Source organism: Chitinophaga sp. 10T418 (assembly GCF_056394125.1).
The window spans coordinates 74,796-100,567 of sequence record NZ_JBFTHG010000004.1 but is presented as its reverse complement, the minus strand read 5'-3'; the positions used below and the strand labels follow the sequence as shown (position 1 = coordinate 100,567).

Below are 25,772 nucleotides of genomic sequence, written 5' to 3'. Positions count from 1 at the left end.
ATATTACAACTATGGCCGTGAAAGTAAAACCCGGTGGAAAGGTTTTTGGCATCGTACTGCTGTTAGGTGCCATCTATGCAGGAAAAGTGTTATGGTGGGATAAACGCCCACAGGAAGCTAAAGCAGCTACCGAAATTGGGAAAGTAGCCTTGCCGGATGCGGCAGAAGCTTCCCTGGGTGGTAATGCCGTGAAATTGCCTTTACCGGAGAGTACAGAAGCATTAAATGGCGGTACTAAAATATCCTGGCGCGTGATGGCGTGGAACTCTCAGTTCGCGCTGATGTACGCCAACGGTGGTGTAAATACCACCAAAGGTTCACTGATAGATAAAGCAAAACTGCAGCTGCAACTGGTACGCCAGGACGACTGTAATAAATCACTGGCAGACATGGTAAAGTTTGCACAGGACTATAAAAAGAATCCTAACACCGCAGGGGTATTTGCTTCCTTCATGGGAGATGGTATGCCGGCCTTCTTTGCCGCACTGGCAAAGGAACTGGAACCACTGGGTGCTGATTACCAGCCTATCGCTTTCTATACCATGGGTAAAAGCTATGGTGAAGATAAACTAATGGGACCTGTAGAGTGGAAAAGAGATCCTAAAACCGCTATCGGTAAAACTGTTGCCGGTGTACTGCGCGATGGTGATATCAACATCATGCTGAAATGGGCTGGTGACAACAACATCCCTGTAAATCCGGACGAAACTTCTTATGACCGCAACGCGATCAACATCATTGCTGCCAACGACTTCCTGGATGCCGGTGCGAAATACATCGCAGGCTACAAAGAAACCCGTAAGCTGGTAATCGATGGTAAGAAAACCAGCAAAGACACTACTGTTGGTGTAGACGGTGTGGCTACCTGGACACCTGGTGACGTGAATGTTGCACAGAAGAAAGGTGGTCTGGTGAACATTGCATCTACCAAAGAATACTCTTCACAGATGCCAAATATCACCATTACCATTAAGAAATTTGCTTACGATCACCGTACAGACATGGAAAACCTGATCATCGCACTGGCGCAGGCCGGCGACCAGGTTCGTTCCTACAACGAAGCAAAAGCTTTTGCAGGTGACGTATCTGCGAAAGTGTACAACGAGCAGAATGGTGCTTACTGGCTGAAATACTACAATGGTGTGGAAGAAAAAGATGTGCAGGGCCTGAATATTCCTTTGGGAGGATCCATGGCATTTAACCTGACAGATGCTGCCAACACCTTTGGTATGGGTAAAGACGCCATTGATCGTTACAAAATTGTGTACAATACTTTCGGCGAAATCCTCACCAGGATGTACCCTGAAATTATGCCTACTTATCCTGGATATACCCAGGTGGTAGATAAATCTTTCCTCGCCTCTGTGGTGGCTAACCACCCTGAGTTACTGGAAGGTGCTGCTATCAAGGAAAAATATGCGGAAAGCATCACTTCAGAAGTATCTTCCAAATCATACCAGATACAGTTTGAAACTGGTAGTTCCGTAATCAAAGCTGCTTCGCACGCTATACTGGATGAAATCCTGAAGAGTGCTGTAGTAGCGGAAGGTTTGAAAGTAGGTGTGTATGGCCATACCGATAACGTAGGTAATCCAACTGCCAATGAAAAATTATCCAATGAACGTGCCGAAGCGGTGAAAAAATACCTGCTGGATAAAGGCTTACCTGAAGCACGTATCGAATCAAAAGGTTATGGTGATACCAAGCCTATTGCAGATAATACTACCAATGATGGTCGCGCGAAAAACCGTCGCGTACAGATCGTATTAGGTCAATAATATGAAGTTGTCTGAATGGTGAATCATCACTGTTCAGACAATTTTCTCTCCGACCCATCTACAGCTTGACTCAATAACTTCAGACGTGATAAAATCTTTTTTTGAACCACTGCGTATACTCAACCGCCGCGCGATGTTGTCGCTGGTGATTGCTGAGGCTATAATAGCATTGGTATGCTGGCAGCTGAGTGGAGGTGGTTTAATTCCGACTCCGGTAAAAGTATTGCAAACACTGGGTAAGATAGTGCAGGATCCGTCTTTCATTGACAACCTTTTCAGTAGTCTGGTATTGACCATCAAAGGCATGTTTATTTCTATTGTCATCGCCCTGGTGATCAGCTATCTTTCTATTGTTCCGTTTTTTAATCCGATCGCACGTTTTGTGATCAAATGCCGTTACCTGACGCTTACCGGTCTGACGTTTCTCTTTACCCTGTGGACACAGGATGGACACGAACTGAAACTCAGTCTGCTGATTTTTGGTATCGTTCCGTTCTTCGTTACGTCGCTGTTGTCTGTGATCGATGGCATTAATAAACAGGAATTTGAGCTGTGTACCACACTGCGTATGAACAGCTGGAAAACCTTGTGGGAAGTAATTATTGTAGGACGGCTGGACCAGGTTTTTGAAGTCATGCGGCAGAACTTTGCCATTGCCTGGCTCATGATCACCTCCGTAGAAGGACTGAGCATGAGTGAAGGGGGACTTGGTGTAATGCTGATCCGCGCTAATAAGTATGTACAGCTGGATGTGGTATTCGGTACCCTGGTGATCATCTTTCTGCTGGGTATCTTCTTTGACTATATTCTCGGCAAATTCCGGGAGTGGTTATTTCCTTACACTAAACTCACGACCCGCTGATGAACGCCAACGTATATACGAAACACGCGCCGTTGCTGTGTGCGGAACATGTTACACTGCAATACGGTGAAAAAACCATTCTCCGCGATATTAATTTCTGTATTCATGATATTCATCGCCCTGATATACAACAGGGACAGGTGGTTTCATTGATTGGTCGCAGTGGTATTGGCAAAACCCAGTTGTTCAAAATCCTGTCAGGCTTGATTCAGCCCACACAAGGAGTGGTGAAAATAGATACGGACCAACACCCGGTGAAAGCAGGGGAGGTGGGCATTGTACCACAGAATTATATCCTCTTTAACCATCGTACTATTTATCGTAACCTGAAAATAGGACTGGATAATGCAGCCGTGAAACTGACCGAAGACGAGAAAAAACGTATCATTGAAGATTATGCGGCTACCTTTCAACTGACAGAGCACCTGAACAAATACCCGGCGCAAATCAGTGGTGGACAACGTCAGCGTGTTAGTATCATTCAACAGGTGCTTACGGGCAACAAGTTCATTTTACTGGATGAACCCTTTTCCGGATTGGACATTCTCATGATAGATAAGGTGATTCAACTGTTGATAAAAGTATCAACACTGCATGAAGAGAACACGCTGATCATTGTGAGCCATGATATTGAAAATGCGGCCGCTATTTCCGATACCGTTTGGGTATTGGGAAAAGAAGAAAATAAAGAAGGGGCTACCATCATACAGGAATATGACCTGTGCAAAATGGGATTCGCCTGGCAGCCTGAAATCCGTAAGGAACCAGGATTCCAGGAGCTTATCGGCACGATTAAAAAACAGCTGTAGCTTACCAATAAGTTTTAAATTTTTTGGGGAGATGAATACTGCCGCGGCGGTATCCATCTCCCCAAATCTTTTTCCTATGGTATATATTAAAAACTGTTAAAACTGATGTAGGGAAAAAGGGCATCCGCATGACAAACTTCTCTTTTCCCTACATTTGCAATATTATGAAGAGAGTCATCGGTCTATTTTGTTTACTACCGCAATTATTACAGGCGCAAACCATTCCGGTAAAGGACTATCCCCAGGGCTATTTCAGAAATCCGTTGAATGTTCCAATAGAGCTGGCAGGGAATTTTGGTGAGCTGCGTCCTAACCATTTCCACTCGGGAATGGATATTAAAACCCAGCAAAAGGAGAATCTGCCGGTACATGCTGCCGCAGATGGTTATGTAAGCCGTATTGGCGTTTCACATACGGGATTCGGGAATGTATTATACATCACTCACCCCAATGGATATACGACCGTGTATGCGCATCTGAACGCCTTTTTTCCGGCGCTGCAACAATATGTAAAGAAGCAACAATACCAGGCGGAAAGCTGGGCAAGCGATCTGGCCATTCCTGCCGGATTGTTCCCGGTAAAGAAAGGCGACTTTGTTGCCTGGAGTGGTAATACCGGAGGTTCTGCCGGCCCGCACCTGCACTTTGAAATCAGGAATACCCAGTCGGAAAAACCGCTGAACCCGCTGCTGTTTGGATTCGATATTGCAGATACCCACGCGCCGGACGTATATCGCATCGCTATCTACGACCGGGAGAAAAGTGTTTATGAGCAGCAGCCTATTATGTTGCCGGTGAAAAAAGCAGGAGGCGAATATGTGACTACCCAGCCAGTCATTAAAATAAATGCGGCGAAAGCAGGATTAGGAGTGAGTGCAGTAGATCGCATGAATAGCGGTAACATCTATGGCATATACGAAGTTACTTTATTGCAAAATGGGGAACCGGATATCGACTTTCAGTTGGATAACATCGGCTATGAAGAAACCCGTTACCTCAATGCGCATATAGATTATAAAGTGAAGAAGGGTGGTGGGCCCTACTACCAACTGCTCTTCTCTTTACCAGGCAATAAACTGGATATCTACCACGATCTGAAAGGAGATGGTACTATTCACCTGGAGGATGGTGCTGTACACGAAGTAAAGCTGCTGGTAAAAGATGCTTACGGGAATACATCTACCGTGAAACTGCATCTGCAGCAGGGAGGGCCTGAAGCCGCAGATAGAAGTTGCGCCAACCTTATGTATCCTGATTCACGTAATATCTTCGAAAATAACCAGGTAGAATTTTACCTGGATGAAGAGGCGTTGTACGACAAGATATGCTTTAACTATGCAGAAACGCCATCTGTCAGCACCAAAGCATATTCTAATGTATATCATCTTCACAACCCACTGGTGCCGGTGCATGATTTCTTCAATGTACGTTTGCGAGCTTCCCGTACGGTTCCTGAAAACCTGCAACCTAAAGTTGTGATGGTGAGAGAAGGAATGGGCAGCAATGCTTCCGCTACTACGCTGGAAAACGGCTGGTATAAAGGAACGTTCCGTGACTTTGGCAACTTCCACCTGGAAGTGGATACCATTGCGCCGAAGGTAACGCCATTGGGCGTGAAGCCGGGGGCGAACCTGGCTAAAGCCGCGAAAATAGCTTTTGCGATGAACGATGCCAGCGGCATTAAAAGTTACCGGGCAGAACTGGATGGCAAATGGTTATTGTTTTCCCGTAGGAGTAACGTGCTTACCTATACGTTTGATGAGCATTGCCAGCCGGGTACACATATCCTGGTGATGAAAGTAACAGATATTGCCGGCAACGAAGGAACATACAGACTATCTTTTAAACGGTAGGAACATAATTTTAAACAGCTAAAACCTTATATATGGGAAACTTAAATGAAGGCGATAAAGCCCCGGTTTTTAAAGGACATGATCAGCACGGCAAAACCGTATCGCTGACGGACTTTAAAGGAAAGCGGGTGGTTCTGTATTTTTATCCGAAAGACAATACCCCGGGATGTACGGCTCAGGCCTGCAACCTGCGTGATAATTACGATGCGCTGTTGAAAAAAGGATATGTAGTAGTAGGCGTAAGCACAGATAGCGAGCAAAGCCACCAGAAGTTTATAGAAAAGTTTGACCTGCCTTTTACTTTACTGGCAGATGAAGACAAGAAGATCGTGAACCAGTATGGTGTTTGGGGCGAAAAACAGATGATGGGGAAAACGTATGATGGTATTCACCGCACTACCTTTCTCATTGATGAAAAGGGTGTAATTGCTCACATCATCAAAAAGCCGGATACCAAAAATCATACAGAAGAAATTCTGGACCTCTGGAAATAGTCAGCGAAAAAACGAACATAAAAAAAGAGCGAAGATCACTGATCTTCGCTCTTTTTTTATGTTCAGTTATAACTGTTATCTCTTCTGGCGCTGTTTCTTGAACAGGTTACCGGTTTTAAACTTATTACCTTCAGGGCTACCTACACGATCCATGGCGCAACGGAAACCTACGGTGTTAGTGGCCATATCTTCCTGCATGTAACGGCGGGTACCTGGTGAAAGCCAGTAAGCGCGGTCGTTCCAGCTACCACCCTTGATCACGTGTGATTTATCGTTGATCAGCGTAGTAACACCGTAACCATATTCCACCTGTGAGAGGGAGTCACCATCCAGGTAGTTGATTACATCACCTTTCTGGTAGTTAAGACGGTTAGCACTTTCTTCGTCTGTTACGTCACGCATTTTCAGGTGACCGAGACTATCTTTTTCCAGTTCTTTATTTTCATTCTGGTAAACAGTCTGGAACTTATTACCACGGAAGTAGTTGAAGTCTTCCCCATCGATCGGGTTCAGTGGTCTGTAAACGTCCAGTACCCATTCTGCTACGTTACCTGACATGTTATAGATGCCAAACGTATTAGGGTAGAAGGAGCGGATAGGACCTGGAATAGAAGCACGGTCATTCAAACCACCGGCCACACCCATGTTATCACCGGAACCACGTTTGAAGTTGGCCAGGAACTGACCCTGCATGGTACCGCGGCGGATATCACGTAATCCGCTGGTGTTGGTACCCCAGGAATATACCTGTTTGTTCATGATCAGCTCTTCCCCGTGTTTGCCTTCTTTTTTGGAAGGGCCAGGGTTCTGACCAATATAACCCAGTGCGGCGTATTCCCATTCTGCTTCTGTCGGGAGGCGGTAGTTTGGTAACATTACACCATCTTCAAAGGCAGCATTACGGGGAGTGCCGTCTGCGTTTTTAAATTGATTTTTGGCACTTTTAGACAACTTGCCAGGAGTACCTTCGTACAAGCCAGCAGTGTATGACTTGGTGTCAAAAGTATTGTCGTCTGACTGGTTACCGACATCTGCTTTGGAAAGCAGGCCTTTGTCCATCAGCAACTTTTCGTTTACACGGTTGGAACGCCATTTACAATAGTCGGTTGCCTGTTTCCAGGTAACACCTACTACCGGATAGTCGTTGTAGGCCGGGTGGCGGAAATAATATTCTACCAATGGTTCGTTGTAAGCCAGTTCACTACGCCATACCAGGGTATCGGGCAGTGCATTGCGGTAAACATCCGGGAATGACTCGCCATAAACGCGGTTCAACCAGTAAAGATATTCACGATAATGTACGTTGGCTACTTCAGATTCATCAATGTAGAAAGAGGAAACAGTGATACGACGTGGAATATTATTCCAGTCGCCCATTACATCCTGCTCCGTTGCTCCCATCGCAAAGGTACCACCTTGTACAAAAACAAGTCCGGGCCCCGTTTGCTGGGCAACGTTTTTAGCTACGCTGAAACCGCCCATTTTCTGGTCGTTGTAGTTCCAGCCCGTAGCGGAAGAAGATTCCTTCTTCTTACCGAAAAGTCCCCCGCCGTCTTTATGACAGGCACTCATGGATAGCATTACGCTGGTACCTACGAGCAATGATAAAGAGGTTAATCTACGCATGCGATACAGCTTTAGTCTAGTATATTTACAGTAAACGCAAATGTACTCTTTTTTATTTTATGGCGAAAAAAATTAATTTGTAATTTGCTGCCATTCGTCCCTGCTGATAAAGGGTTTTCTACATCAACCAGTCGAAAAACTGCGATTAAGATAATGAAACTCAATTATATTTTTATCGGGATGTTCCTGATTTTTTTGCTGCGGCAACATGAAATATATGCCCAAAGCAGTATTCGTCAATATAAAAAAAACTCCGCCCTGGCTGCCGGGAGCTGGTACAAGCTGTCGATCACCGATCCCGGGGTCTATAAAATAGATGTTGCCTTCCTGAAAAGTATGGGTATCAATACCCAGCAGCTACCGGTTACCGCCATCCGGCTGTTTGGTAATGGGGGGCAAATGCTGGGGGAGCCCAACAATACCCCACGGAATGACGATTTGCCGGAAGTAGCCATGTATGCACAAGATGGCGGAGATGGTATCCTGGACGGAAATGATTACCTGCTTTTTTATGCCCCTGGTCCACATAGCTGGTCGTATAATATGGTCTCCCGGACATTTACCCACCAGCGTAATCTCTACTCGGATGCTTCTTTTTATTATATAACAGTGGGGGGAGAAGGATTACGGGTACAGGTAGACAATAACCCGCCGGCAACCGGCACACCCGAATACGCTTTCACTTATCGCGCGTTTTATGAACGCGATAGCTTTAACTTCCTGGGTAGTGGCAAACAGTGGTGGGGAACGGAATTCAGTAAGGTGCTGGGGTTATCCCGCAGCTATCGTTTTACGCTGCCGACGGTACCGGCAGGACCGGTTACAGTGAGTATGCGGGCGGCCGCCCGTAGTGGGGGTGGATGTAATTTTAATGCCACCGTGAATAATGCAACAGCAGTCAGCAATTTATACCTGCTGCCGGTAACAGATAATATTTTTGAAGGCGTAGCTACTGCGGCTGCTGCCACCGGCAGCGCCAATGCGTCCCAGGCGCAGCTGGATATAGGAGTGGAGCTCGCCCCCAATAATATTAATGACCGGGGATGGCTGGATTACCTGGAAGTACAGGCCCCTTGTCCGCTGGTAATGCCGGTAGGAGGAATGCTCGATTTTCGTAGTGCCCTTTACGTGGGTAGCGGGCAAAACAGTCGCTTTGCACTCCATAACGCTGATGTGCAAACGAAAATATGGGATGTCACCGATCCGGTAAAGCCGGTCGCCGTCAAGTATCAGCCACAGGGAGATTCCCTGCTGTTTACCGGAAAGAATGAGCGCCTGCATGAATACATTGCTTTCTATGACAAGGCCGCGCTGCTGCCCGTATTTGCAGGCCAGGTGCCTAACCAGGATCTGCATGGGAATGGCGCAGCAGACATGATCATCATTACTACAACCGCATTAAAAGGGCCTGCAGAAAGACTGGCTGCCATGCATCGTGCATTGGATCAGCTATCGGTACAGGTAACTACCATTGACCAGGTATATAATGAATTTGCTTCTGGTACGCCCGATCCCACTGCCATCCGGGACTATGTAAAGATGTTTTATGACCGGGGACCAGCACCCCGTTACCTCCTTTTGTTTGGAGCGGCCTCGTATGATTACCGGCAGCGTATAAAAAATAATACCAATGATGTCCCCTCCTGGCAAAGTGAAGCCTCTCTGGATGCTATCCGCTCCTACGTATCAGATGATTATTTTGGAATACTGAAGGATGGGGGAGATATCACCCAAACCAGTGTACCCGATCGGCTGGATATAGGAATAGGACGTATTCCGGCGCGCAATGTGAGTGAAGCAGCTTTGGCTGTAGATAAGATAGTACGGTACCGGCAACCGGCGGCCTTTGGCCCCTGGCGTAACCAGGTGACCATACTGGCAGACGATGAAGATGAAAACCTGCACCTCGAGGACGCCGAGAAAATGGCCACCGTCATTGCAGGTAATGCCCCCATATTAAATACAGAAAAGATTTACCTGGATGCTTATCCGCAGGAAACAAGTTCAGGGGGCGCCACTTATCCCCTGGTGAATACGGCTATTGCCAACCGGATCAACAAGGGGACGCTGGTGCTGAATTATTCCGGTCATGGCAGCAATTCCCGCCTGGCAGCCGAAAATATTATGGACGCTAACAGCATTACTGCCTGGCATAACGATAATAAATTGCCCCTGTTCATTACCGCTACCTGCGACTTTGCCCCTTATGATGATCCGGGAATAACTTCGTTGGGACATAAAATACTATTACAGCAATCCGGAGGTGCTATTGCGCTGATGACCACTACCCGGGCCGTTTTTGCGGCTTCCAATCAGCTCATGAATGCCAATTACCTGAAAGTGGCTTTTACTCCTGCAGCCAATGGGAAGATGCCTGCACTGGGAACCGCTGCTATGCTCGCTAAAAATGTTACTTACAATACCTCTGCGGATGCAGTCAATAATCGTAAATTTCAGCTGCTGGGGGATCCGGCATTAACGCTGGCATTTCCGGCTTATAAAGTAATCACAGATTCTATAAATGGAGTAGCACCGATGGGCATAGATACGCTGAAAGGGTTAGGGACCTATACTATCAGGGGGCATATTGCTGATGCACAGGGAAATGCCGTAACGGACTATAACGGTGTCCTCTATACGACTATATACGACCAGCCCACACTGCAGAAAACTCGGGGCAATGATGCCGGGAGCAGTGTGGAGGGCTATAAGGTACAGCGTAATGTTTTGTTTCAGGGAACACAAACAGTAGCAGCAGGCAAGTTTTCCCTTACATTTGTGGCTCCCCGCGATATTCGCGAAGGTACCGGAAAGGGGAAGATCAGCTATTATACCAATAATGATCAGCTGGATGGAAATGGTTATTTTGATAATTTTACGACCGGTGGAATCATTGCTGGACCTATCGCCGACATAACAGGACCTGCTATAAACGCCTGGCTGGATAACCGCCAGTTCAGAAGCGGAGATATAACCGGCCCGGATCCTATGCTGATCATCGATCTGGCAGACAGTAGTGGTATCAATATGTCAGGGAATAATGATAATCATAGTATTATAGCAATTCTGGATAGTACTGGATATATTGTATTAAATGATTATTTTGAGTCATCTTTGAACAGTTACAAAAAAGGGAATATATTGTACCCTTTGAATGGTTTGTTAGCAGGAGAACATAGGATAACAATTAAAGCATGGGATACCTACAACAATGCTGCTACCACTACTATTTATTTTAAAGTAACTGAACAGGAAGCGCTGGCAGTAGAGGAGGTGAGGAACTATCCGAACCCTTTCCACGATGTAACACGTTTTACCTTCCTGCATAATCAGCAGGGAGAGGAACTACAGCTAACATTACAGGTATTTACAGTTGCAGGAAGTCTGGTAAAAACAATGCGTAGTACAATAATTTCCACAGCCGGTCGTTATGATGGCATGCCCTGGGACGGACGTAGTGATTCGGGAGCAAAGTTACCCCCGGGAGTATATGTTTACAGATTAACAATCAGAACCACGAAAAGAACAAAAATAAAGGGCGGTAAGCTGGTGTTATTATAGCCTATGCAAGGAAGATAATTTTTGCCATTATCCCAATTAAACCCCTTTCTGTATTATATTAATAAATAAGATTATTTTTACATCCTTATCAAATACAAAATCTGCATGATCCGAAAGGTAACAATGGGCCTCGTGTTCATTTACGGCACTTTCATAAGTTTTAAATCCTCAGCGCAAATTTCTACGGGGCAAATTGATGGTCGTTCAGTACCTATTAACACCGCTGTACCTTTTTTGCGCATTACACCGGATGCACGCAGTGGAGCCATGGGAGACGTGGGGTTGGGAACTTCTGCAGATGCCTATTCCATATACAGCAATCTTGCCAAGCTGCCATTTGCCGAAAAGAGCGCTGGTCTTGCAGTTACTTATACTCCCTGGTTAAAAGAACTGGTGAACGATGTGTTCCTGGCCAGCCTGAATGGTTATACCAAGCTGGATGAGCAACAGGCCATTTCCGGATCCCTGCGTTATTTTTCGCTGGGCACCATTGCTTTCACTGACAGAGATGGAAATCCCATCCAGGATTTTCATGCACGTGAATTTGCATTGGATGCAGGTTATGCCCGTAAGCTGTCAGAACACTTCTCTATTGGGTTAACCGGGCATTTCATCTATTCCAATCTGGCCAACGGACAATCTGTGGATGGTGTTCAGGTGAAAGCCGCTAAGGCATTTGCCGTGGACTTATCCGGGTTCTATACCAAGGATTTTGAGAAATCAGATGGCCTGGTGAATAAATTAAACATCGGGATGGCTATTTCCAATATGGGTACCAAAATTTCTTATCTGAGCTCTGCGCAGGAAAAAGATTTTATACCCACCAACCTGGGGATTGGTACTGCCTACACCATCGCCCTGGATGAAACCAATCAGTTAACATTTGCCCTGGATATTAATAAATTACTGGTGCCTACGCCGGATTCTGCAGGAAAATATAAAAGCAAAAGCTCACTGGAAGGAATGTTCAGTTCCTTTGGCGATGCACCGGGAGGCTTTAAGGAAGAAATGCAGGAACTGATGTATTCCGTGGGTATGGAATACTGGTATAACCAGCAGTTTGCAGTAAGAGCAGGATATTTCAATGAAAATAAGAATAAGGGCAATCGTAAGTATTTTACCGCTGGTATTGGGGTGAAATATGACATCTTCGGCCTGAACTTTTCTTACCTCGTGCCTTCAGGATCTGGTATTCAACGTAATCCGCTATCCAATACGCTGCGGTTTACACTGACTTTTGACCTGGGGCCAAGAGATGAGGATTCCCGTACAGGCTGGTAATGAACATTTTGTCTTTTATTTAACTAAATAATTAACTGGTTAAACGGTTGAATCCCTCCGCCAAACGGGGGGATTTTTATATTTATTGCCTTACCTTGCGGATTGGCAAATGATTAAATTATTACAAATATGAGTAGGATACGTATTGGACTGGGGGTAGATTTTCATCAGCTGGTAGAAGGCCGTGAATTCTGGCTGGGCGGTGTACTGGTACCTCATCATAAAGGAGCGCTGGGACACAGTGATGCCGATGTGCTGTTACATGCTATCTGTGATGCTATGTTGGGTGCGCTTTCCTTAGGTGATATCGGGGTACATTTTCCGGACACGGATAATGCCTATAAAAACATCGACAGTAAAATATTATTAGCCCGTTGTGCACAACTGATCGGGGAGAAAGGTTACCAGGTGGTAAATGTAGATAGCACTCTTTGTTTGGAGGCGCCTAAAATAAAACCATACGTAGCTGCTATGCAGGCCGTGATTGCAGAAACCCTGCATATCGGTATAGAAGACGTATCTGTGAAGGCTACCACTACTGAAAAACTAGGCTTCGTAGGCCGCGAGGAAGGCGTTACAGCACACGCTGTAGTATTGCTGGAGCATATCACCCAGTAATTCGCAATTCGTAATTATTTTAAAATATCTTTGTTAAATGGCGGATATTATAGTGAAAATCATCAATAAGTCTGGTAATGAATTACCGGCTTATGCAACGGCAGATGCGGCAGGAATGGACCTCCGCGCACATTTGGAAACAGCAGTTACATTACAGTCACTGGAAAGGATGCTGATCCCTACAGGTTTATTCATGGAATTACCAACAGGATATGAAGCTCAAATCCGTCCCCGTAGCGGMCTGGCGATCAAACAGGGATTAACCCTGCTGAATACGCCCGGTACCATAGATGCCGACTACCGCGGGGAGATTAAAATCATTATGATCAACTTATCCAACGAACCGCAAACCATACAACCCGGCGATCGTATTGCCCAAATGATCATCGCCCCTTTTGTGCAGGCGGTAATAGAACCGGTAACTGTGCTCACTGAAACAGTAAGAGGCGTAGGTGGTTTTGGACATACCGGTAAATCCTGATAAATGCGGATATACTTCACCGTTATAGGGCTGGCAGGTATTTTATTAATGGGGGCGTGTAGTGGTGCCAGACAATCTGCATCACGTGGCAACACTTCCGTTAAGAATGCTGCTGTGCTTTCACAGCGGGCAGATAGCCTTTTCTTTGCCGCTCAGCGATCTAAAATGCTGGGCGACTATCGCACGGCTATAACCCAGTATGCTGACTATCTGCGGCTGAATAAAAATAATGCTACTGTTAATTATGAACTGGCTCGTCTCTTCATAGAAGTACAAAACGCCGGCAACGCACTCATTTTTGCCCGCCGTGCGGTAGCGTTGGATCCTGAAAACCATTGGTTCCAGGTAACCCTGGCCGATGCATATGCAGTGAATGAAAAGTTCGACAGCGCCGCTTTCGTTTTCGAAGGACTCACCAATAAGTATCCTGATAACGAAGACTATCTCTACAACAAGGGCGTGTTACTGGCAAAGGCCAATAAAGCGGCATCTGCACTGGCTGCATTTAATCAGCTGGAAAGTAAAGTAGGCATAGTCGAAGAACTCATCTACCAAAAACAAAAACTGTTGCTCAAAATGAGCATGGTAGATGAAGCTGCAGCGGAAATAAAAAAACTCATTAACCAGGAGCCTCAGGAAATCAGGTACTACTACCTGCTGGCAGAAATATATGACGCCAACGATCGTATCGTAGATGCAGCAGATGTATACCGTACCATCCTCACAAAAGATCCGAACAATCCAAGAGCATTGATTGCATTAGCTTCTTACGCAAAGAAGAATAATGATATCAACACTTACTGGGCAAATCTTACCAAAGCATTTGCCAATCCGGGTTATAGCATCGATGAAAAAGTAGCTTACGTGTATCCTTATCTCCAGATGATGAACACGGATACTACCAAGCTGGAAGAAGGCCTGCATCTTACCTCCCTGATTATTAAAGCACACCCGAAAGACGCCAAAGCATACGCCTTGCGCGGTGATATGTTTTCCCAGGCCGATATGCTCGACAGCGCAGAAGCCAGCTATAAAAAGGCCCTGAGCCTGGATGATACCCGCTTCTCTGTCTGGTATCAACTGATGTGGATTTACTCCCGCAAAGAAGATCCCACCGCTTTGCTGACACTCAGCAATAACGTGACCACCAAATTCCCGAAAGAATTTATGGGCTATTATTTTAAAGGTGTAGCCAGTTTTCTTTTGCAACAATATTCTAATGCGATTAATTCTTTGAATGCCGCATTGGAAATCGGTAACGGGGAAAAGAAATTCCTGGGAGATATTTATTCTCTGCTGGGTGATTCTTACCATGCTACCGGGCAACACCGTCAATCAGACAGCAGCTACGAAAAGGCACTGGTACTCCGCCCTAAAGATGCGCTGATCATGAACAATTACAGCTATTACCTCTCTTTACGGGGGGAAAACCTGGATAGAGCCGCTGAGTTGTCAAAACAATCCCTGGATCTGGAACCGGAAAGTCCAACCTACATGGATACCTACGCCTGGATTCTTTTCCGGCAGGAAAAGTTTGGAGAAGCAAAACAGTGGATCGAAAAAGCACTACAATATCCGGACGCACAGAAAAACCCGAATGTATTGGAGCATTACGGGGATATCCTGTTTAATCTGAAAGAAGTAACAAAAGCAGTAGAATACTGGCAGATGGCGAAAGACAAAGGAGCTTCCTCTGTAGACCTCGCCCGTAAGATCGCTGAAAAAAGATATATTCAATAAGCTTTTAGCTATAAGTTCATCGCTCAATGAAGAGAAAAACGATCGTCACACTTTTAATAGTAACCATAGGCCTGGGTATGGTGGCCTGCCGCCATCCCAAAAAACTGGCCCGTAGTTCCTTTCCGGCCGCTGATACCAGTAAGGTAACAGTGGTAAAAGACAGTTCATCTAACGAGGAACTGGCCCGGTTTACCAGCGATATGCTGAAGGGAATACATGCCAATCATATCGATTTTAATACTTTTTCCGGCAAAATGAAGCTGGCATTTGAAACAGATAAAAAAAGCCATAATAACCTGAATGCTACTTTTCGTATTAAAAAAGATAGCATCATCTGGATATCTATTTCGGCTCCGATTGTAGATGAAGTGATAAGGGCAGTGATTACGCCGGATAGCCTTAAAATGTATAATCGTCTGGATAAACAATTATTTCTCCGGAAGATGTCTGATGCAGAGGAGCTGCTGAATATACCATTTGATTTCCAGACCCTGCAGGATATGCTCATTGGGAATCCGGTATACCTGACAGACTCTGTATACCAGGTGGTGAAAACGCCTTCTATTATTTCGTTCAGTTGTAATCATTCGAAGTTTGTAAGCCTGTTTAATGTGTTTGCAGATGATTACGGATTACAACAGAGCAAAGTGATGGATAAGGATAGCGCCAGCGCCGTAAAGCGCTCCTGTGAACTTACCTATGGAGATTATACCAAAGTAGCCGGGCGTAAATTCCCTACTACCCGCCGTATATATGTGGAAGAGAAAAATGTAACGAAAGTAGCGCTGGATTTTACGCGCTATGATTTTGATATCCCACTCAGTTTTCCGTTTAGTATGCCATCAAGCTATAAACGCATGTAAAATGGCAACTGAGCAAATGTCATCTTCATTAAACTAATAAACGTTGTATATTTATTTAATTTGCAGTTACTAAAATCAGTCATGTTGTATTTGAAGAAGATTATCCCGTTGATGTTGATGCTATGGTTAATGCCAGCCATGTTGGTTGCCCAGAATAATGGGCAGCAGCAGCAATCGCGGGAGGAACTGGAGCGAAGAAAAAAGGAGCTGCAAAGAGAAATAGATGAGGCAAATGAACAACTAAAGGAAACCAAGAAGTCTACCAGGGAAAGTCTTGGCCAACTTCGTGCACTACGTGATAAAATTACGCTGCGTTCCCGGTTGATCAACAATATCAATGAAGAAATAAACTTTATCAACGGCGATATCAACTCCGCATACCGGGATGTAAAAACCCTGCAGAAAGACCTGGATACCCTGAAAGCACAATATGCACTCCTGGTGGTATATGCTTATAAGAACCGCTCTTCCTACGATATGCTGAACTTCGTATTTTCTGCCCAAAGTTTTAATGATGCAGTGAAACGCTTCCAGTATCTAAAACAATACCGCGAATACCGCCGTAGACAGGCAGATAATATTGTGAGCACACAGGATCAGCTAAATCAGAAAATACAGAACCTGGAATCACAACGGGTAAAACGTTCCGATGCACTTAAAACAGAACAGGAACAAAGAACTACCCTGGAAGTAGATAAGAAAGAAAAAGATGAAGTTTTAAATAAACTGAAGGGACGGGAAAAAGAGTTGATAACAGATATCAACCAGCGTAATAAAGATGCCCAGAAAGTACAGGTGGCTATCAGGGCGGTAATCCGTAAAGAAATTGAAGATGCCCGCCGTAAAGCTATAGAGGAGGAAACAGCCCGCCGTAAGGCCGCAGAAGAAAAACGCAGACGCGATGAAGAGGCACGTAAAGCCGCTGCACTCGCTGCCGCAGAAAAAGCCAGGGCTGCTGCTGCCGCCGCTGCTGCAAATAATAACAATAATACTGCTAACAATACCCCTGCCCCTGCGCCGGAAAAACCGGCCCCAGCTCCGGTTAGAACACCTGAGCCGACCCCGGAACCGGAAAAAACTACCCGTACCGAAAACGTACTGGAAGCAACACCGGAAGCACTGGCATTGTCAGAAAGTTTTGAAGCTAACCGTGGTAAACTCCCATGGCCGGTAGATGCCGGTAACATCATTGAACATTTTGGTATTCACCAACACGCCGTAATGGAACATATCCAGGTACCGTCAGATGGTATTGTGATTGCTACCAACAAAGGCGGCGCCGTGAAATCCATCTTCGATGGTGAAGTGAAATCTGTAGTGGTAATGCCAGGCTCTGGATATGTAATTATTATCCGTCATGGACAATACTTCACTACTTATGTACGTTTGCAAACTACCCGGGTGAAGAAAGGTGATAATGTTAAAACCGGTCAGGTGATAGGTACTGCCAGCACCAACGATATTGAAAACACCGGTGAGGTGGAACTGCAGATATGGAAAGGTATTACCAAACAGAATCCTGAGCAGTGGATCCGGAGAAGATAATTTAACTAGAACTGAAACTATAAGAGATAAAAGCTGGAAGCATTTGATGATGCTTTCAGCTTTGCGCTTACTAACCAAATGCATTTTTTTTGAGAAAGTTGATCCCTCTTTTGATGGCTCTATGGCTATTGCCTGCGCTGTTGTATGCACAGCGGGGTGACAGGCAATCGCGCACGGCACTGGAAAACCGTAAGCAGGAACTGTTGAAAGAAATAGAAGAAGCCAATAAAACCCTGCAGCAAACGAAAAAATCTACCCGCCAGAACCTCAGTCTGCAGCGGGAGTTACAAAATAAGATTGCCTCCCGCAATGCGCAGATCGTAAATATTAACAAAGAAATCAGCTTAATTGAAGGAGACATCAGCAGTACTAACGATAACGTACAAACGCTGGAGAAAGAAGTCGATTCCCTGCGGGCCCGCTACGCGCAGCTGGTAGTGTATGCCTATAAAACCCGGGACTCCTATGATGTATTGAGCTTCTTTTTCTCCGCTACCAGCTTTAATGATGCACTGCGCCGTTATCAATACCTGCAGCAATACCGGGAAAACAGACGGAAACAGGCCGAAAACCTCCTGTCTACCAAAGCGTTACTGGGACAAAAGTTGGTGGTATTACAGGAACAAAAGGCACAAAAAGCCGGTGCATTACATACAGAACAGCAACAGCGGGTAACCCTTATTGCTGATAAAAAGGAAACGGATCAAACTATTGCCCAGCTGAAAGACCAGGAACAGGAACTACAGCAGCGTATCAATAAAAGTAAGGCAGAAGCCCGGCAGGTAGACCAGGCCATCCAGGATGCCATCCGGCGCGAAATTGCAGCTGCACAGAAAAAAGCCGCCGCACAGGCACTGGCAAGGAAAAAGGCTGCTGATGCAAAACGTAAACAGCAGCGGGAGCTGGCGGCAGCCCGTAGAAAAGCGGCGTTGGAAGCAGCCAGAAAAGCACATAAAAAACCACCTGCGAAACCAGTAGCAGAGGAGAAGGAAGAAGAAGAGGATGCCCCGGTAGCGAAGACCTCCAGCGAAGATGTGCTGGTAGCTACACCGGAAGCATTATCGCTGTCGCGCGACTTTGAAGCCAATCGTGGCCGTTTACCATGGCCGGTGGAAGCTGGTCGTATTACCGGGCATTTCGGCACCGGAAGGGTGGGTAAAATTGAAGTAGATCATAATGGCATTATCATCGCTACAGCAAGAGGTGCTGCGGTAAAAGCCATTTTTGACGGAGAAGTAATTATGGTATTTATGGTACCAGGCGCAGGGTATATGGTTACCCTACGCCATGGAAAATATTTTACCAATTATGTGAGATTACTGGATGTACGTGTTAGCAAAGGTGCTAATGTAAAACGTGGCCAAACACTGGGTGCTGCCGCCTCCGGGCCTGGTAGTAATACCGGTGAGATAGAATTACAGATATACCGGAATATGGTGAAACAGAATCCTGAAAAATGGATCCGTTCCCGTTAAAGCAATTGTACCTGTTTTAGCAATACTTCTTCGTATAAAGCCTCGTATTGAGGAATGATATTATCTATATGAAAGCGTTGGGCTTGTTCCAACGCACCTTTCCGTACATGTGCCAGCAATGTTTCGTCTGTCAGCAACTTGATGGCATGAGCCGCCATACCTTCCACATCGCCTACATTACTCATGTAGCCGGTCTGGCCGGGAATGTTGATCTCAGGTAAACCACCTGCGTTGGAAGAGATCACGGGCACTTGTGCCGCCATGGCTTCCAGCGCCGCCAAACCGAAGCTTTCATATTCTGATGGCAGCAGGAACAGGTCACTGATAGACATCACATCTTCCAGTTGCTCTTGTTTTCCTACAAATCTTACATCTTCGCAAATACCGAGTTCCCGGCAGAGACATTCAATAGAAGGTCTGTCCGGACCATCACCTACCAGTAGTAATTTGGCAGGTAATTCTTTGCGTACCAGGGCAAATATTTTCACTACATCAGGTACCCGCTTCACTTTACGGAAGTTGGATACGTGCAGCAATATTTTTTCACCGTTAGGAGCTATCGCCTGCCTGAAATGAGGTAGTTCCCGGCGGCTGAAACGCTGGGTATCCACAAAGTTGTAGATCACCGTGATATCCTTTTCTATTGGGAAGGACTTGTAGGTTTCATCCCGCAGGTTTTCAGATACTGCGGTAATAGCATCTGATTCATTGATGGAAAAGGTAACTACCGGCTCGTAGGTCTTATCCTTACCCACCAGGGTAATGTCAGTACCGTGCAAAGTGGTGATGAAGGGAACCGTTCTGCCATGTTTTTTCACGATTTGCTTCGCCATATATGCCGTAGAGGCATGTGGAATCGCATAATGTACGTGCAGCAGATCCAGCTTCTGGTTAATGATCACATCCACCATGGTGCTGCTCAGTGCAGACTCATAAGGAGGGAAGTCAAAAAGTGGATATGTGGGAACCTGTACTTCGTGATAATATATATTAGCGTGAAACGCGTTAAGCCTTACAGGCTGTTGATATGTGATAAAGTGGACCATGTGGCCTTTGTCTGCCAGAGCTTTACCCAGCTCGGTGGCCAGTACCCCACTACCACCGTAAGTAGGGTAACATACTATTCCTATGCGCATGAGTTAATTTTTTGCATTCTGCAAAGGTACTAAAAAGCAGAAAGGTTAAAGCATAAAGCAAAAAGCCACTGAAGCGGATGATAACGGCAGGAGACATAAAGTGCTTTTATTTATCATATATTCGCAAGAGCCCTTCTTGCTTATCCGCTTTGGTAGCTTTTGGCTTTATGCTTTTTGCCTTCGGCTTTTTTAGTAGTTTTAACCATAAATTAACCTGCTACATGAGAAAATATATTGTGCCAATTTTATTAGCCTGTTCATTGCCTGCCCTGGCAATGGCGCAGGAGAAAGATTCAGCCACCCTGAAAAAATTAGCTGACGAAGTCTTAACTCACAGCACTGCTTACGAAAATCTGCGCAACCTCACCAAAAACATTGGTGGCCGTTTAGCCGGATCTCCTCAGATGCCGAAGGCAGAACAATGGGGTGTAGCTGCGCTGAAGGCAGCAGGTGCTGATACGGTATACCTGCAGGAGTGCATGGTGCCGCATTGGGTGAGGGGAGCCAGGGAAGAAGCCCGTATTATCTCCAAACGCCGCGATTTTATACCACCACTGAATGTCCTGGCTTTGGGAAACTCTGTTGGCAGCGGCCCGGACGGAGTGACGGCAGAAGTGCTGGAAGTCGCTTCTTTTGATGACCTGGAAGCTAAAAAAGACAAGGTAAAGGGAAAGATCGTTTTCTATAATGTTCATTTCAATCCCACTTATATAAAAACATTCCATTCCTATCGCGATGCCGTGATGTATCGTGGGGTGGGAGCCAGCAGGGCGGCTAAATACGGCGCTTTGGCAGTCATTGTGCGCTCTATGTCTCACGGCGCCAATAACTTCCCGCATACAGGCGCTATGCGCTACGACAGTGCCTATCCTAAGATCCCTGCAGTGGCCATTGGTTTGGAAGATGCCGATCGCCTGAGCCAGCGCATTAAAGACGACATCGATGCCAAAGTATTCCTGCGTACCAACTGCGAAATGCTGAAAGATGTAGTGGGTCATAATGTGATCGGGGAACTGAAGGGAAGCAAATATCCGGATCAATACCTCACCGTGGGGGGCCACCTCGATTCCTGGGATGTAGCTGAAGGCGCACATGATGACGGAGCGGGCTGCGTGCAGTCTATTGAAGTATTAAGGGCTTTCAAAGCGCTGGGAATAAAGCCGGAACATACATTAAGAGTGGTATTGTTTGCCAACGAAGAAAATGGCACCCGTGGCGGTACCAAATATGCGGCAGTAGCCAAGGCGAAGAACGAGAAACACATCTTTGCCCTGGAAAGTGATGCAGGTGGCTTTACTCCACGCGGTTTTTCCACTACCATGGATGCTGCTAAAAAAGCAAAAATCGCCAGTTGGAAACCGCTGTTTGAGCCCTACGGTATCTATGATTTTGCAGAAGAAGGAGGTGGAACAGATGTAGGTCAGCTGAATGAGGCATTGGGTACACCTATGGCTGAACTTTATCCTGACTCACAACGTTATTTCGACATTCATCATGCCGCGAACGATGTATTTGAAGCGGTGAATAAAAGAGAGCTGGAATTGGGTGCTTTTGGTATGGCCGGTTTGATTTATCTTGTAGATCTGAATTTCTGATCATCCATCACTAAAATGTCCTTATGGGTCGCTTTGTCTTTATTGTTGTAAGTATTATTATACTGGTACTGGGAGGTATATTCTTCTATAAATACTATTTTGTTTTCGGACAGGGAGTAAAGGCAGGTGAGCTGAATTATTTTGTGAATAAGGGGTTTGTCTTTAAAACCTATGAAGGAAAACTGATACAGTCAGGATACCGGGGGAAGGTGGTAGGAACGATTCAGTCAAATGAATTCCAGTTTTCCGTGAGCAATGAACGGGTTGCGCAGCAATTGATGACTGCCAGTGGTAAAGTAGTAGAGCTGCATTATAAAGAGTACCTGGGTGCTATTCCCTGGAGAGGTTACAGTCCGTTTATTGTGGACAGTGTTATTTCTATTAACGATCCCAACAAGCAGGAGCTTCCATAGAGAATTACGAATTTCATATTACGAATTACGGATTTGCAGGTAGATAAACTATAGGATAATATCCGCGTTTATCATCTACCTGCAAATCCGTAATTCGTAATTTTTTATTCGCTTGCTGCCAACAGTAAAAATATGGCTGGCCTCTTGTGAAGGTCAGGTATCTGTTGTTTCCATTCTTTCACAGTCTTCGTTTTAATATATTCAGTAGGAGCAGTGATATCTGCTGCCACACATACTTTCGTATAGTCCTTGCAGTTATCCAGTATATCTTTCATTAACTGGTTGTTGCGGTAAGGGGTTTCTATAAACAGCTGTGTTTGGTTTTTCTTTTCAGATTCCTGTTCCAGTTCGCGGATCATTTTTGTTCTTTCCGGTGGTTTGATGGGCAGATAGCCTGCAAACTGGAAGTTTTGACCATTCAAGCCAGACGCCATCAGGGCCAGCAGCATAGAGTTGGGGCCAATCATTGGTATTACCCTCGCATTTATGCTGTGAGCCACCTGTACGATCAGGTTTCCCGGATCTGCAATAGCAGGGCATCCGGCTTCACTCAGCACACCAATATCCTTGCCTTCGAGTAATAACTTTTTTGCGAGTGCCAGGTCTGGTGGCTGATTTTCATTCATGATCAGCAACTGCAGGGCGTCTATATTTATATTTCTGTCCAGCGCTTTTAAATAGCGGCGGGCGGTGCGTTCATTTTCTACATAAAAAACAGATAGCTGCTGCACAATAGCAGTTACATATGCAGGAATGCTAAACAAGGCATCGGCGCTCAGCACAGTAGGAACAAGGTACACTTTGCCAGGGGTATTCATTATTTCAATCTTTTAGCTTGTAAGTCAATAGTAGCAGCAATCACTGCATAAGAAGGCGCCAGCATCCAACCCAACACAGGAATAAGCATGAACAGGTAAAACACCATTCCATTACCCAGGGCCATGCCCCGGTGCTGCCGTATAAAATCGATGCTCTGCGACATATTTAATTTATGTCGTTCACAACTGTAATCCATCATAGAAAAACCGTAAAAATAAGATTCAATAAAGAATCCTACCATCGGAGTGAGCCAGCCAATCACAGGTATAAATGATACCAGTAACAATACCAGGATGGCGGCTGTCTGATAAACAATATTGCGGCAGGACATTTTGATACCTCTCAGGATATCCTGTCCCAGTTGCGACCAACTGAAGGGGAAATCTTTGTGATCAAGAATGGCCTCTGTCTTCTCTGATAAATAAGAAAAAACAGGAGATGCCACTATCAGGAACAAATATTTGAAGTAAGAGAAATACCAGAAAACAAAAACGATTCTGATAGAGAAGGCGACTAATATAAAAAGAAAACTTATCCAGCTGCTTTCCAGGTCCTGTACCCACTCTGTAATGTGCATCAGCTTAGTCAGATATTCCACGAAGTCACCAGAATATCCCCATACAAAGTAAAAGCCGGTAAAAAATAACAGGCAATAAATAATACCTGGTACCAGTATCCATTTCCATAATTTATGCTGCAGTATAAATTGGTGGGCTTTTCCGTAAGACTGAACAGCCGACAGTACTTCTCTGAATGAAAACAACGCCTGATTATTTTTAGTGTAACTAAATGTGTGTTTGTTCCTGTTTTATGAAAGAGCAACGAAACTAAGGCAAAAATAACTATGATTACTATAGTTTTAATGAATATCCTGCTTAACTGAGCAGAAAGCAAAAGGCAGAAAGCAAAAAGCGATCGCTTTTTGCTTTCTGCCTTTTGCTTTCTGCTCCACTAGAATCGTGGACAGAGCGTCTTGTACTTATTATTTTCGTTCCGGGTATGAATATAGATCAGTGAGATTTCCATACCACCGCGGTAATGGGAGGCAGGGTTGAGGGTAGATACGTTGGTATCGTAGGTGAGACCGACCTGGAAACCTTTGATTTCCATACCAATGTAGGGGATGATCGCATCTTTCAGGCGATACCAGCTACCCACATAAAAAGTGGTAGGGTTGTCGTCCATATCGCTGAGAGAGAATCCGTAGGCACCGCCAAAAGTAAGTTCAGAGGCAGTACTTTGCTTCATATACAGAATACTTCCGTGAAAGCGGTCTTTTCCATTAACAGGAACAGATCCTCCGCCGTGTACCGTCCAGCGGTAGCTGAGCCGGTTCTGGGTGAGGTTCATAAAAGACTCTGTAGGCTGGGTAATATGGTAATAGGAGGCTCCCAGGTAAATATTGGAAGATTCCCCGATCAGGCCGTTGTACAAAATACCAACGTTAGGATCGAAATAAGATATTTTAGGATTCACCAGCGTTTCATTACTGGGAATCATAGGATTATACCCGTTATTGTCTATCTGATTTTCGAACTGCAGTTTGCTGTTATCCAATCTTTTTTGCACCAGTGTACCTTGCAAACCTATCGCCAGCGTATGATTTCCTTCCGGATCAAGTCCTTTGTGGTAGGCTGTGCTGAAAGAAAGGTAACTGGAAGTAAGCGCACCACCGCCACTTCTGTCATACATCGCCATAAAGCCCACTCCCCAGATATCGGTATAAGAAATGACATTTTTCAGGATGCCGAAGTCTATCGCAGCGGTACCTGTTACAAACGGCGTGGCAATACTACGCCATTGTGAACGGTAGTTACCTGATAAGCGATAATCTCCTGAAAACAAACCTGTATAAGCTGGATTAAGTGTAAGCGGTGAGGCAAAAAACTGCGAAAAGTGCGGGTCTTGCGCCCGCAAAGGATTCACATAAAGCAATATGGCCAGGAATAGTAAAGCTCTTTTCATATTAGTAAAGCTTAAAGCATAGGGTATTATGCAATACGGGTGAAGGTACGTCAATTAAATCATATCTCAAATTAAATCCATGTATAAAAAAGTTGATGAAATAAAATACGAATAGCAGCTATGCTCTTTTAAAGATACAAAACTGCTATTCGTAAAACGATATATTCAGTGTTATTGTTGTAATTTATTTCCAAAAGCCAGATCTCCTGCATCACCTAACCCCGGTACTATATAGCCCTTGGCAGTCAATTCGTCATCAATATCTCCGGCCCAGATGGTCAGATTAGCTTTCGTATTACGCAGCACATATTCGATTCCAACGGTGCAGGCAATAGCTACTACCAGGTGAATATGACTGGGTTTGCCAATTTCTTCCAGGTGTTCGATTGTTTTCACCAGGGAGGCGCCGGTAGCCAGCATTGGATCGGAAAGGATCAGTACCTGTCCATCTATGGAAGGGGTGCTGACATATTCCAGGCTGATATCAAAAGAACCATCGTGATTATGTTTGCGATAGGCAGAAACAAAGGCATGATCTGCTTTATCAAAGTAATGCAGCAAACCCTGGTGCAGTGCCAGTCCGGCCCGTAAAATAGTGGCCAATACCGGCTGTGCTTTCAATACCCGGCAAGTAGCAATACCCATAGGGGTAGTCACTTCTTTGTCTTCGTAATCCAGCGTTTTACTGATCTCATATGCTGCTACTTCCCCCAGTCGTTCCATATTACGCCGGAAGCGCATACGGTCCTGCTGAACCTCCACATTTCTGATCTCGCTTAACCATTCTCCAACCAATGAATTGGTTTCACTTAAATTGATAATCATGAGCTATCCCTTTGAGGCCGCAAATTACCAAAA

General features: G+C 45.3%; 20 protein-coding genes and 1 pseudogene. 15 read left to right on the top strand and 6 right to left on the bottom strand.

The window, feature by feature from the left end; translation table 11 throughout:
• The first annotated feature begins 11 nt into the window (after nt 1-11).
• The 5 genes and pseudogenes from AC1DCV_RS12495 (at nt 12) to bcp (ending at nt 5,796) form a co-directional block, all read left to right on the top strand.
• Nucleotides 12-1,778 (top strand): OmpA family protein, encoded by a 1,767-nt coding sequence (locus AC1DCV_RS12495; RefSeq protein WP_477023477.1) that lies wholly within the window; start codon nt 12-14, stop codon nt 1,776-1,778.
• 85 nt (nt 1,779-1,863) lie between these two features.
• Entirely contained in the window at nt 1,864-2,640 is a 777-nt protein-coding gene (locus AC1DCV_RS12490) for an ABC transporter permease (protein ID WP_477023476.1), read from the top strand.
• Complete coding sequence (locus AC1DCV_RS12485) at nt 2,640-3,449, top strand: ABC transporter ATP-binding protein (protein ID WP_477023475.1); 810 nt, start codon at nt 2,640-2,642, stop codon at nt 3,447-3,449. The genes AC1DCV_RS12490 and AC1DCV_RS12485 overlap by 1 nt, the downstream gene beginning before the upstream one ends.
• A gap of 128 nt (nt 3,450-3,577) precedes the next feature.
• Nucleotides 3,578-3,967: pseudogene (locus tag AC1DCV_RS12480) on the top strand (M23 family metallopeptidase); the annotation flags it as partial.
• Between the two features lie 1,367 nt (nt 3,968-5,334).
• A complete protein-coding gene (bcp, locus tag AC1DCV_RS12475; RefSeq protein WP_477023474.1) occupies nt 5,335-5,796 on the top strand; it encodes a thioredoxin-dependent thiol peroxidase in 462 nt (153 codons plus the stop codon).
• Between the two features lie 75 nt (nt 5,797-5,871).
• Here bcp and AC1DCV_RS12470 read toward each other — a convergent pair whose 3' ends face one another.
• Nucleotides 5,872-7,422, bottom strand: a complete 1,551-nt coding sequence (locus AC1DCV_RS12470; protein WP_331972568.1) for an SUMF1/EgtB/PvdO family nonheme iron enzyme — start codon at nt 7,420-7,422, stop codon at nt 5,872-5,874.
• Between the two features lie 153 nt (nt 7,423-7,575).
• Here AC1DCV_RS12470 and porU point away from each other — a divergent pair, with 153 nt between their 5' ends.
• The 8 genes from porU to AC1DCV_RS12430 all read left to right on the top strand — a co-directional run bounded on the left by porU (nt 7,576) and on the right by AC1DCV_RS12430 (nt 18,986).
• Entirely contained in the window at nt 7,576-10,983 is a 3,408-nt protein-coding gene (porU, locus tag AC1DCV_RS12465; RefSeq protein ID WP_477023473.1) for a type IX secretion system sortase PorU, read from the top strand.
• A 105-nt stretch (nt 10,984-11,088) separates the two neighbouring features.
• The gene (gene porV, locus AC1DCV_RS12460; protein ID WP_477023472.1) at nt 11,089-12,264 is read left to right on the top strand and encodes a type IX secretion system outer membrane channel protein PorV; all 1,176 of its coding nucleotides are present in this window, start codon (nt 11,089-11,091) and stop codon (nt 12,262-12,264) included.
• 129 nt (nt 12,265-12,393) lie between these two features.
• The gene (gene ispF, locus AC1DCV_RS12455) at nt 12,394-12,882 is read left to right on the top strand and encodes a 2-C-methyl-D-erythritol 2,4-cyclodiphosphate synthase (protein ID WP_441576429.1); all 489 of its coding nucleotides are present in this window, start codon (nt 12,394-12,396) and stop codon (nt 12,880-12,882) included.
• 37 nt (nt 12,883-12,919) lie between these two features.
• Nucleotides 12,920-13,363 (top strand): dUTP diphosphatase, encoded by a 444-nt coding sequence (gene dut, locus AC1DCV_RS12450; protein ID WP_429042288.1) that lies wholly within the window; start codon nt 12,920-12,922, stop codon nt 13,361-13,363.
• 3 nt (nt 13,364-13,366) lie between these two features.
• Nucleotides 13,367-15,103, top strand: a complete 1,737-nt coding sequence (locus AC1DCV_RS12445) for a tetratricopeptide repeat protein (protein WP_477023471.1) — start codon at nt 13,367-13,369, stop codon at nt 15,101-15,103.
• Nucleotides 15,104-15,129: 26 nt separating this feature from the next.
• Complete coding sequence (gene lolB1, locus AC1DCV_RS12440; protein ID WP_477023470.1) at nt 15,130-15,966, top strand: lipoprotein insertase outer membrane protein LolB1; 837 nt, start codon at nt 15,130-15,132, stop codon at nt 15,964-15,966.
• A 90-nt stretch (nt 15,967-16,056) separates the two neighbouring features.
• On the top strand, nt 16,057-17,511 hold the full coding sequence (locus AC1DCV_RS12435) for a murein hydrolase activator EnvC family protein (RefSeq protein ID WP_477023469.1): 1,455 nt from the start codon (nt 16,057-16,059) through the stop codon (nt 17,509-17,511).
• An 89-nt stretch (nt 17,512-17,600) separates the two neighbouring features.
• A complete protein-coding gene (locus AC1DCV_RS12430) occupies nt 17,601-18,986 on the top strand; it encodes a murein hydrolase activator EnvC family protein (RefSeq protein ID WP_477023468.1) in 1,386 nt (461 codons plus the stop codon).
• Here the strand turns inward: AC1DCV_RS12430 and bshA are convergent.
• Nucleotides 18,983-20,122, bottom strand: a complete 1,140-nt coding sequence (gene bshA, locus AC1DCV_RS12425; RefSeq protein WP_441576435.1) for an N-acetyl-alpha-D-glucosaminyl L-malate synthase BshA — start codon at nt 20,120-20,122, stop codon at nt 18,983-18,985. The two genes, AC1DCV_RS12430 and bshA, sit on opposite strands and share 4 nt — an antisense overlap.
• A gap of 221 nt (nt 20,123-20,343) precedes the next feature.
• Between bshA and AC1DCV_RS12420 the strand changes: the two genes are divergently transcribed.
• Entirely contained in the window at nt 20,344-21,717 is a 1,374-nt protein-coding gene (locus AC1DCV_RS12420) for a M20/M25/M40 family metallo-hydrolase (protein WP_477023467.1), read from the top strand.
• 23 nt (nt 21,718-21,740) lie between these two features.
• Nucleotides 21,741-22,130 carry a hypothetical protein gene (locus AC1DCV_RS12415; RefSeq protein ID WP_477023466.1) on the top strand — a complete coding sequence of 130 codons (390 nt, stop codon included), beginning with the start codon at nt 21,741-21,743 and terminating at the stop codon, nt 22,128-22,130.
• A gap of 104 nt (nt 22,131-22,234) precedes the next feature.
• Here AC1DCV_RS12415 and AC1DCV_RS12410 read toward each other — a convergent pair whose 3' ends face one another.
• The 4 genes from AC1DCV_RS12410 to upp form a co-directional block, all read right to left on the bottom strand.
• Nucleotides 22,235-22,948: an SAM-dependent methyltransferase gene (locus AC1DCV_RS12410; protein WP_477023465.1), complete on the bottom strand. Its 714-nt coding sequence runs from the start codon at nt 22,946-22,948 to the stop codon at nt 22,235-22,237.
• Nucleotides 22,948-23,712, bottom strand: a complete 765-nt coding sequence (locus AC1DCV_RS12405) for an EI24 domain-containing protein (protein WP_477023464.1) — start codon at nt 23,710-23,712, stop codon at nt 22,948-22,950. Before AC1DCV_RS12405 ends, AC1DCV_RS12410 begins: the two co-directional genes overlap by 1 nt.
• A 188-nt stretch (nt 23,713-23,900) precedes the next feature.
• Complete coding sequence (locus AC1DCV_RS12400; protein WP_441576440.1) at nt 23,901-24,914, bottom strand: PorP/SprF family type IX secretion system membrane protein; 1,014 nt, start codon at nt 24,912-24,914, stop codon at nt 23,901-23,903.
• A 171-nt stretch (nt 24,915-25,085) separates the two neighbouring features.
• Nucleotides 25,086-25,739, bottom strand: coding sequence for a uracil phosphoribosyltransferase (upp, locus tag AC1DCV_RS12395; protein WP_477023463.1), 654 nt, complete (start codon nt 25,737-25,739; stop codon nt 25,086-25,088).
• Between the last annotated feature and the right edge of the window lie 33 nt (nt 25,740-25,772).

Bases quoted from the DNA above. Each gene is read 5' to 3' on its own strand.
- AC1DCV_RS12495 (WP_477023477.1), top strand. From the start codon at position 12: ATGGCCGTGAAAGTAAAACCCGGTGGAAAGGTTTTTGGCATCGTACTG.
- AC1DCV_RS12485 (WP_477023475.1), top strand. From the start codon at position 2,640: ATGAACGCCAACGTATATACGAAACACGCGCCGTTGCTGTGTGCGGAA.
- bcp (WP_477023474.1), top strand. From the start codon at position 5,335: ATGGGAAACTTAAATGAAGGCGATAAAGCCCCGGTTTTTAAAGGACAT.
- AC1DCV_RS12470 (WP_331972568.1), bottom strand. From the start codon at position 7,422: ATGCGTAGATTAACCTCTTTATCATTGCTCGTAGGTACCAGCGTAATG.
- porU (WP_477023473.1), top strand. From the start codon at position 7,576: ATGAAACTCAATTATATTTTTATCGGGATGTTCCTGATTTTTTTGCTG.
- porV (WP_477023472.1), top strand. From the start codon at position 11,089: ATGATCCGAAAGGTAACAATGGGCCTCGTGTTCATTTACGGCACTTTC.
- ispF (WP_441576429.1), top strand. From the start codon at position 12,394: ATGAGTAGGATACGTATTGGACTGGGGGTAGATTTTCATCAGCTGGTA.
- AC1DCV_RS12445 (WP_477023471.1), top strand. From the start codon at position 13,367: ATGCGGATATACTTCACCGTTATAGGGCTGGCAGGTATTTTATTAATG.
- lolB1 (WP_477023470.1), top strand. From the start codon at position 15,130: ATGAAGAGAAAAACGATCGTCACACTTTTAATAGTAACCATAGGCCTG.
- bshA (WP_441576435.1), bottom strand. From the start codon at position 20,122: ATGCGCATAGGAATAGTATGTTACCCTACTTACGGTGGTAGTGGGGTA.
- AC1DCV_RS12420 (WP_477023467.1), top strand. From the start codon at position 20,344: ATGAGAAAATATATTGTGCCAATTTTATTAGCCTGTTCATTGCCTGCC.
- AC1DCV_RS12415 (WP_477023466.1), top strand. From the start codon at position 21,741: ATGGGTCGCTTTGTCTTTATTGTTGTAAGTATTATTATACTGGTACTG.
- AC1DCV_RS12410 (WP_477023465.1), bottom strand. From the start codon at position 22,948: ATGAATACCCCTGGCAAAGTGTACCTTGTTCCTACTGTGCTGAGCGCC.
- AC1DCV_RS12400 (WP_441576440.1), bottom strand. From the start codon at position 24,914: ATGAAAAGAGCTTTACTATTCCTGGCCATATTGCTTTATGTGAATCCT.
- upp (WP_477023463.1), bottom strand. From the start codon at position 25,739: ATGATTATCAATTTAAGTGAAACCAATTCATTGGTTGGAGAATGGTTA.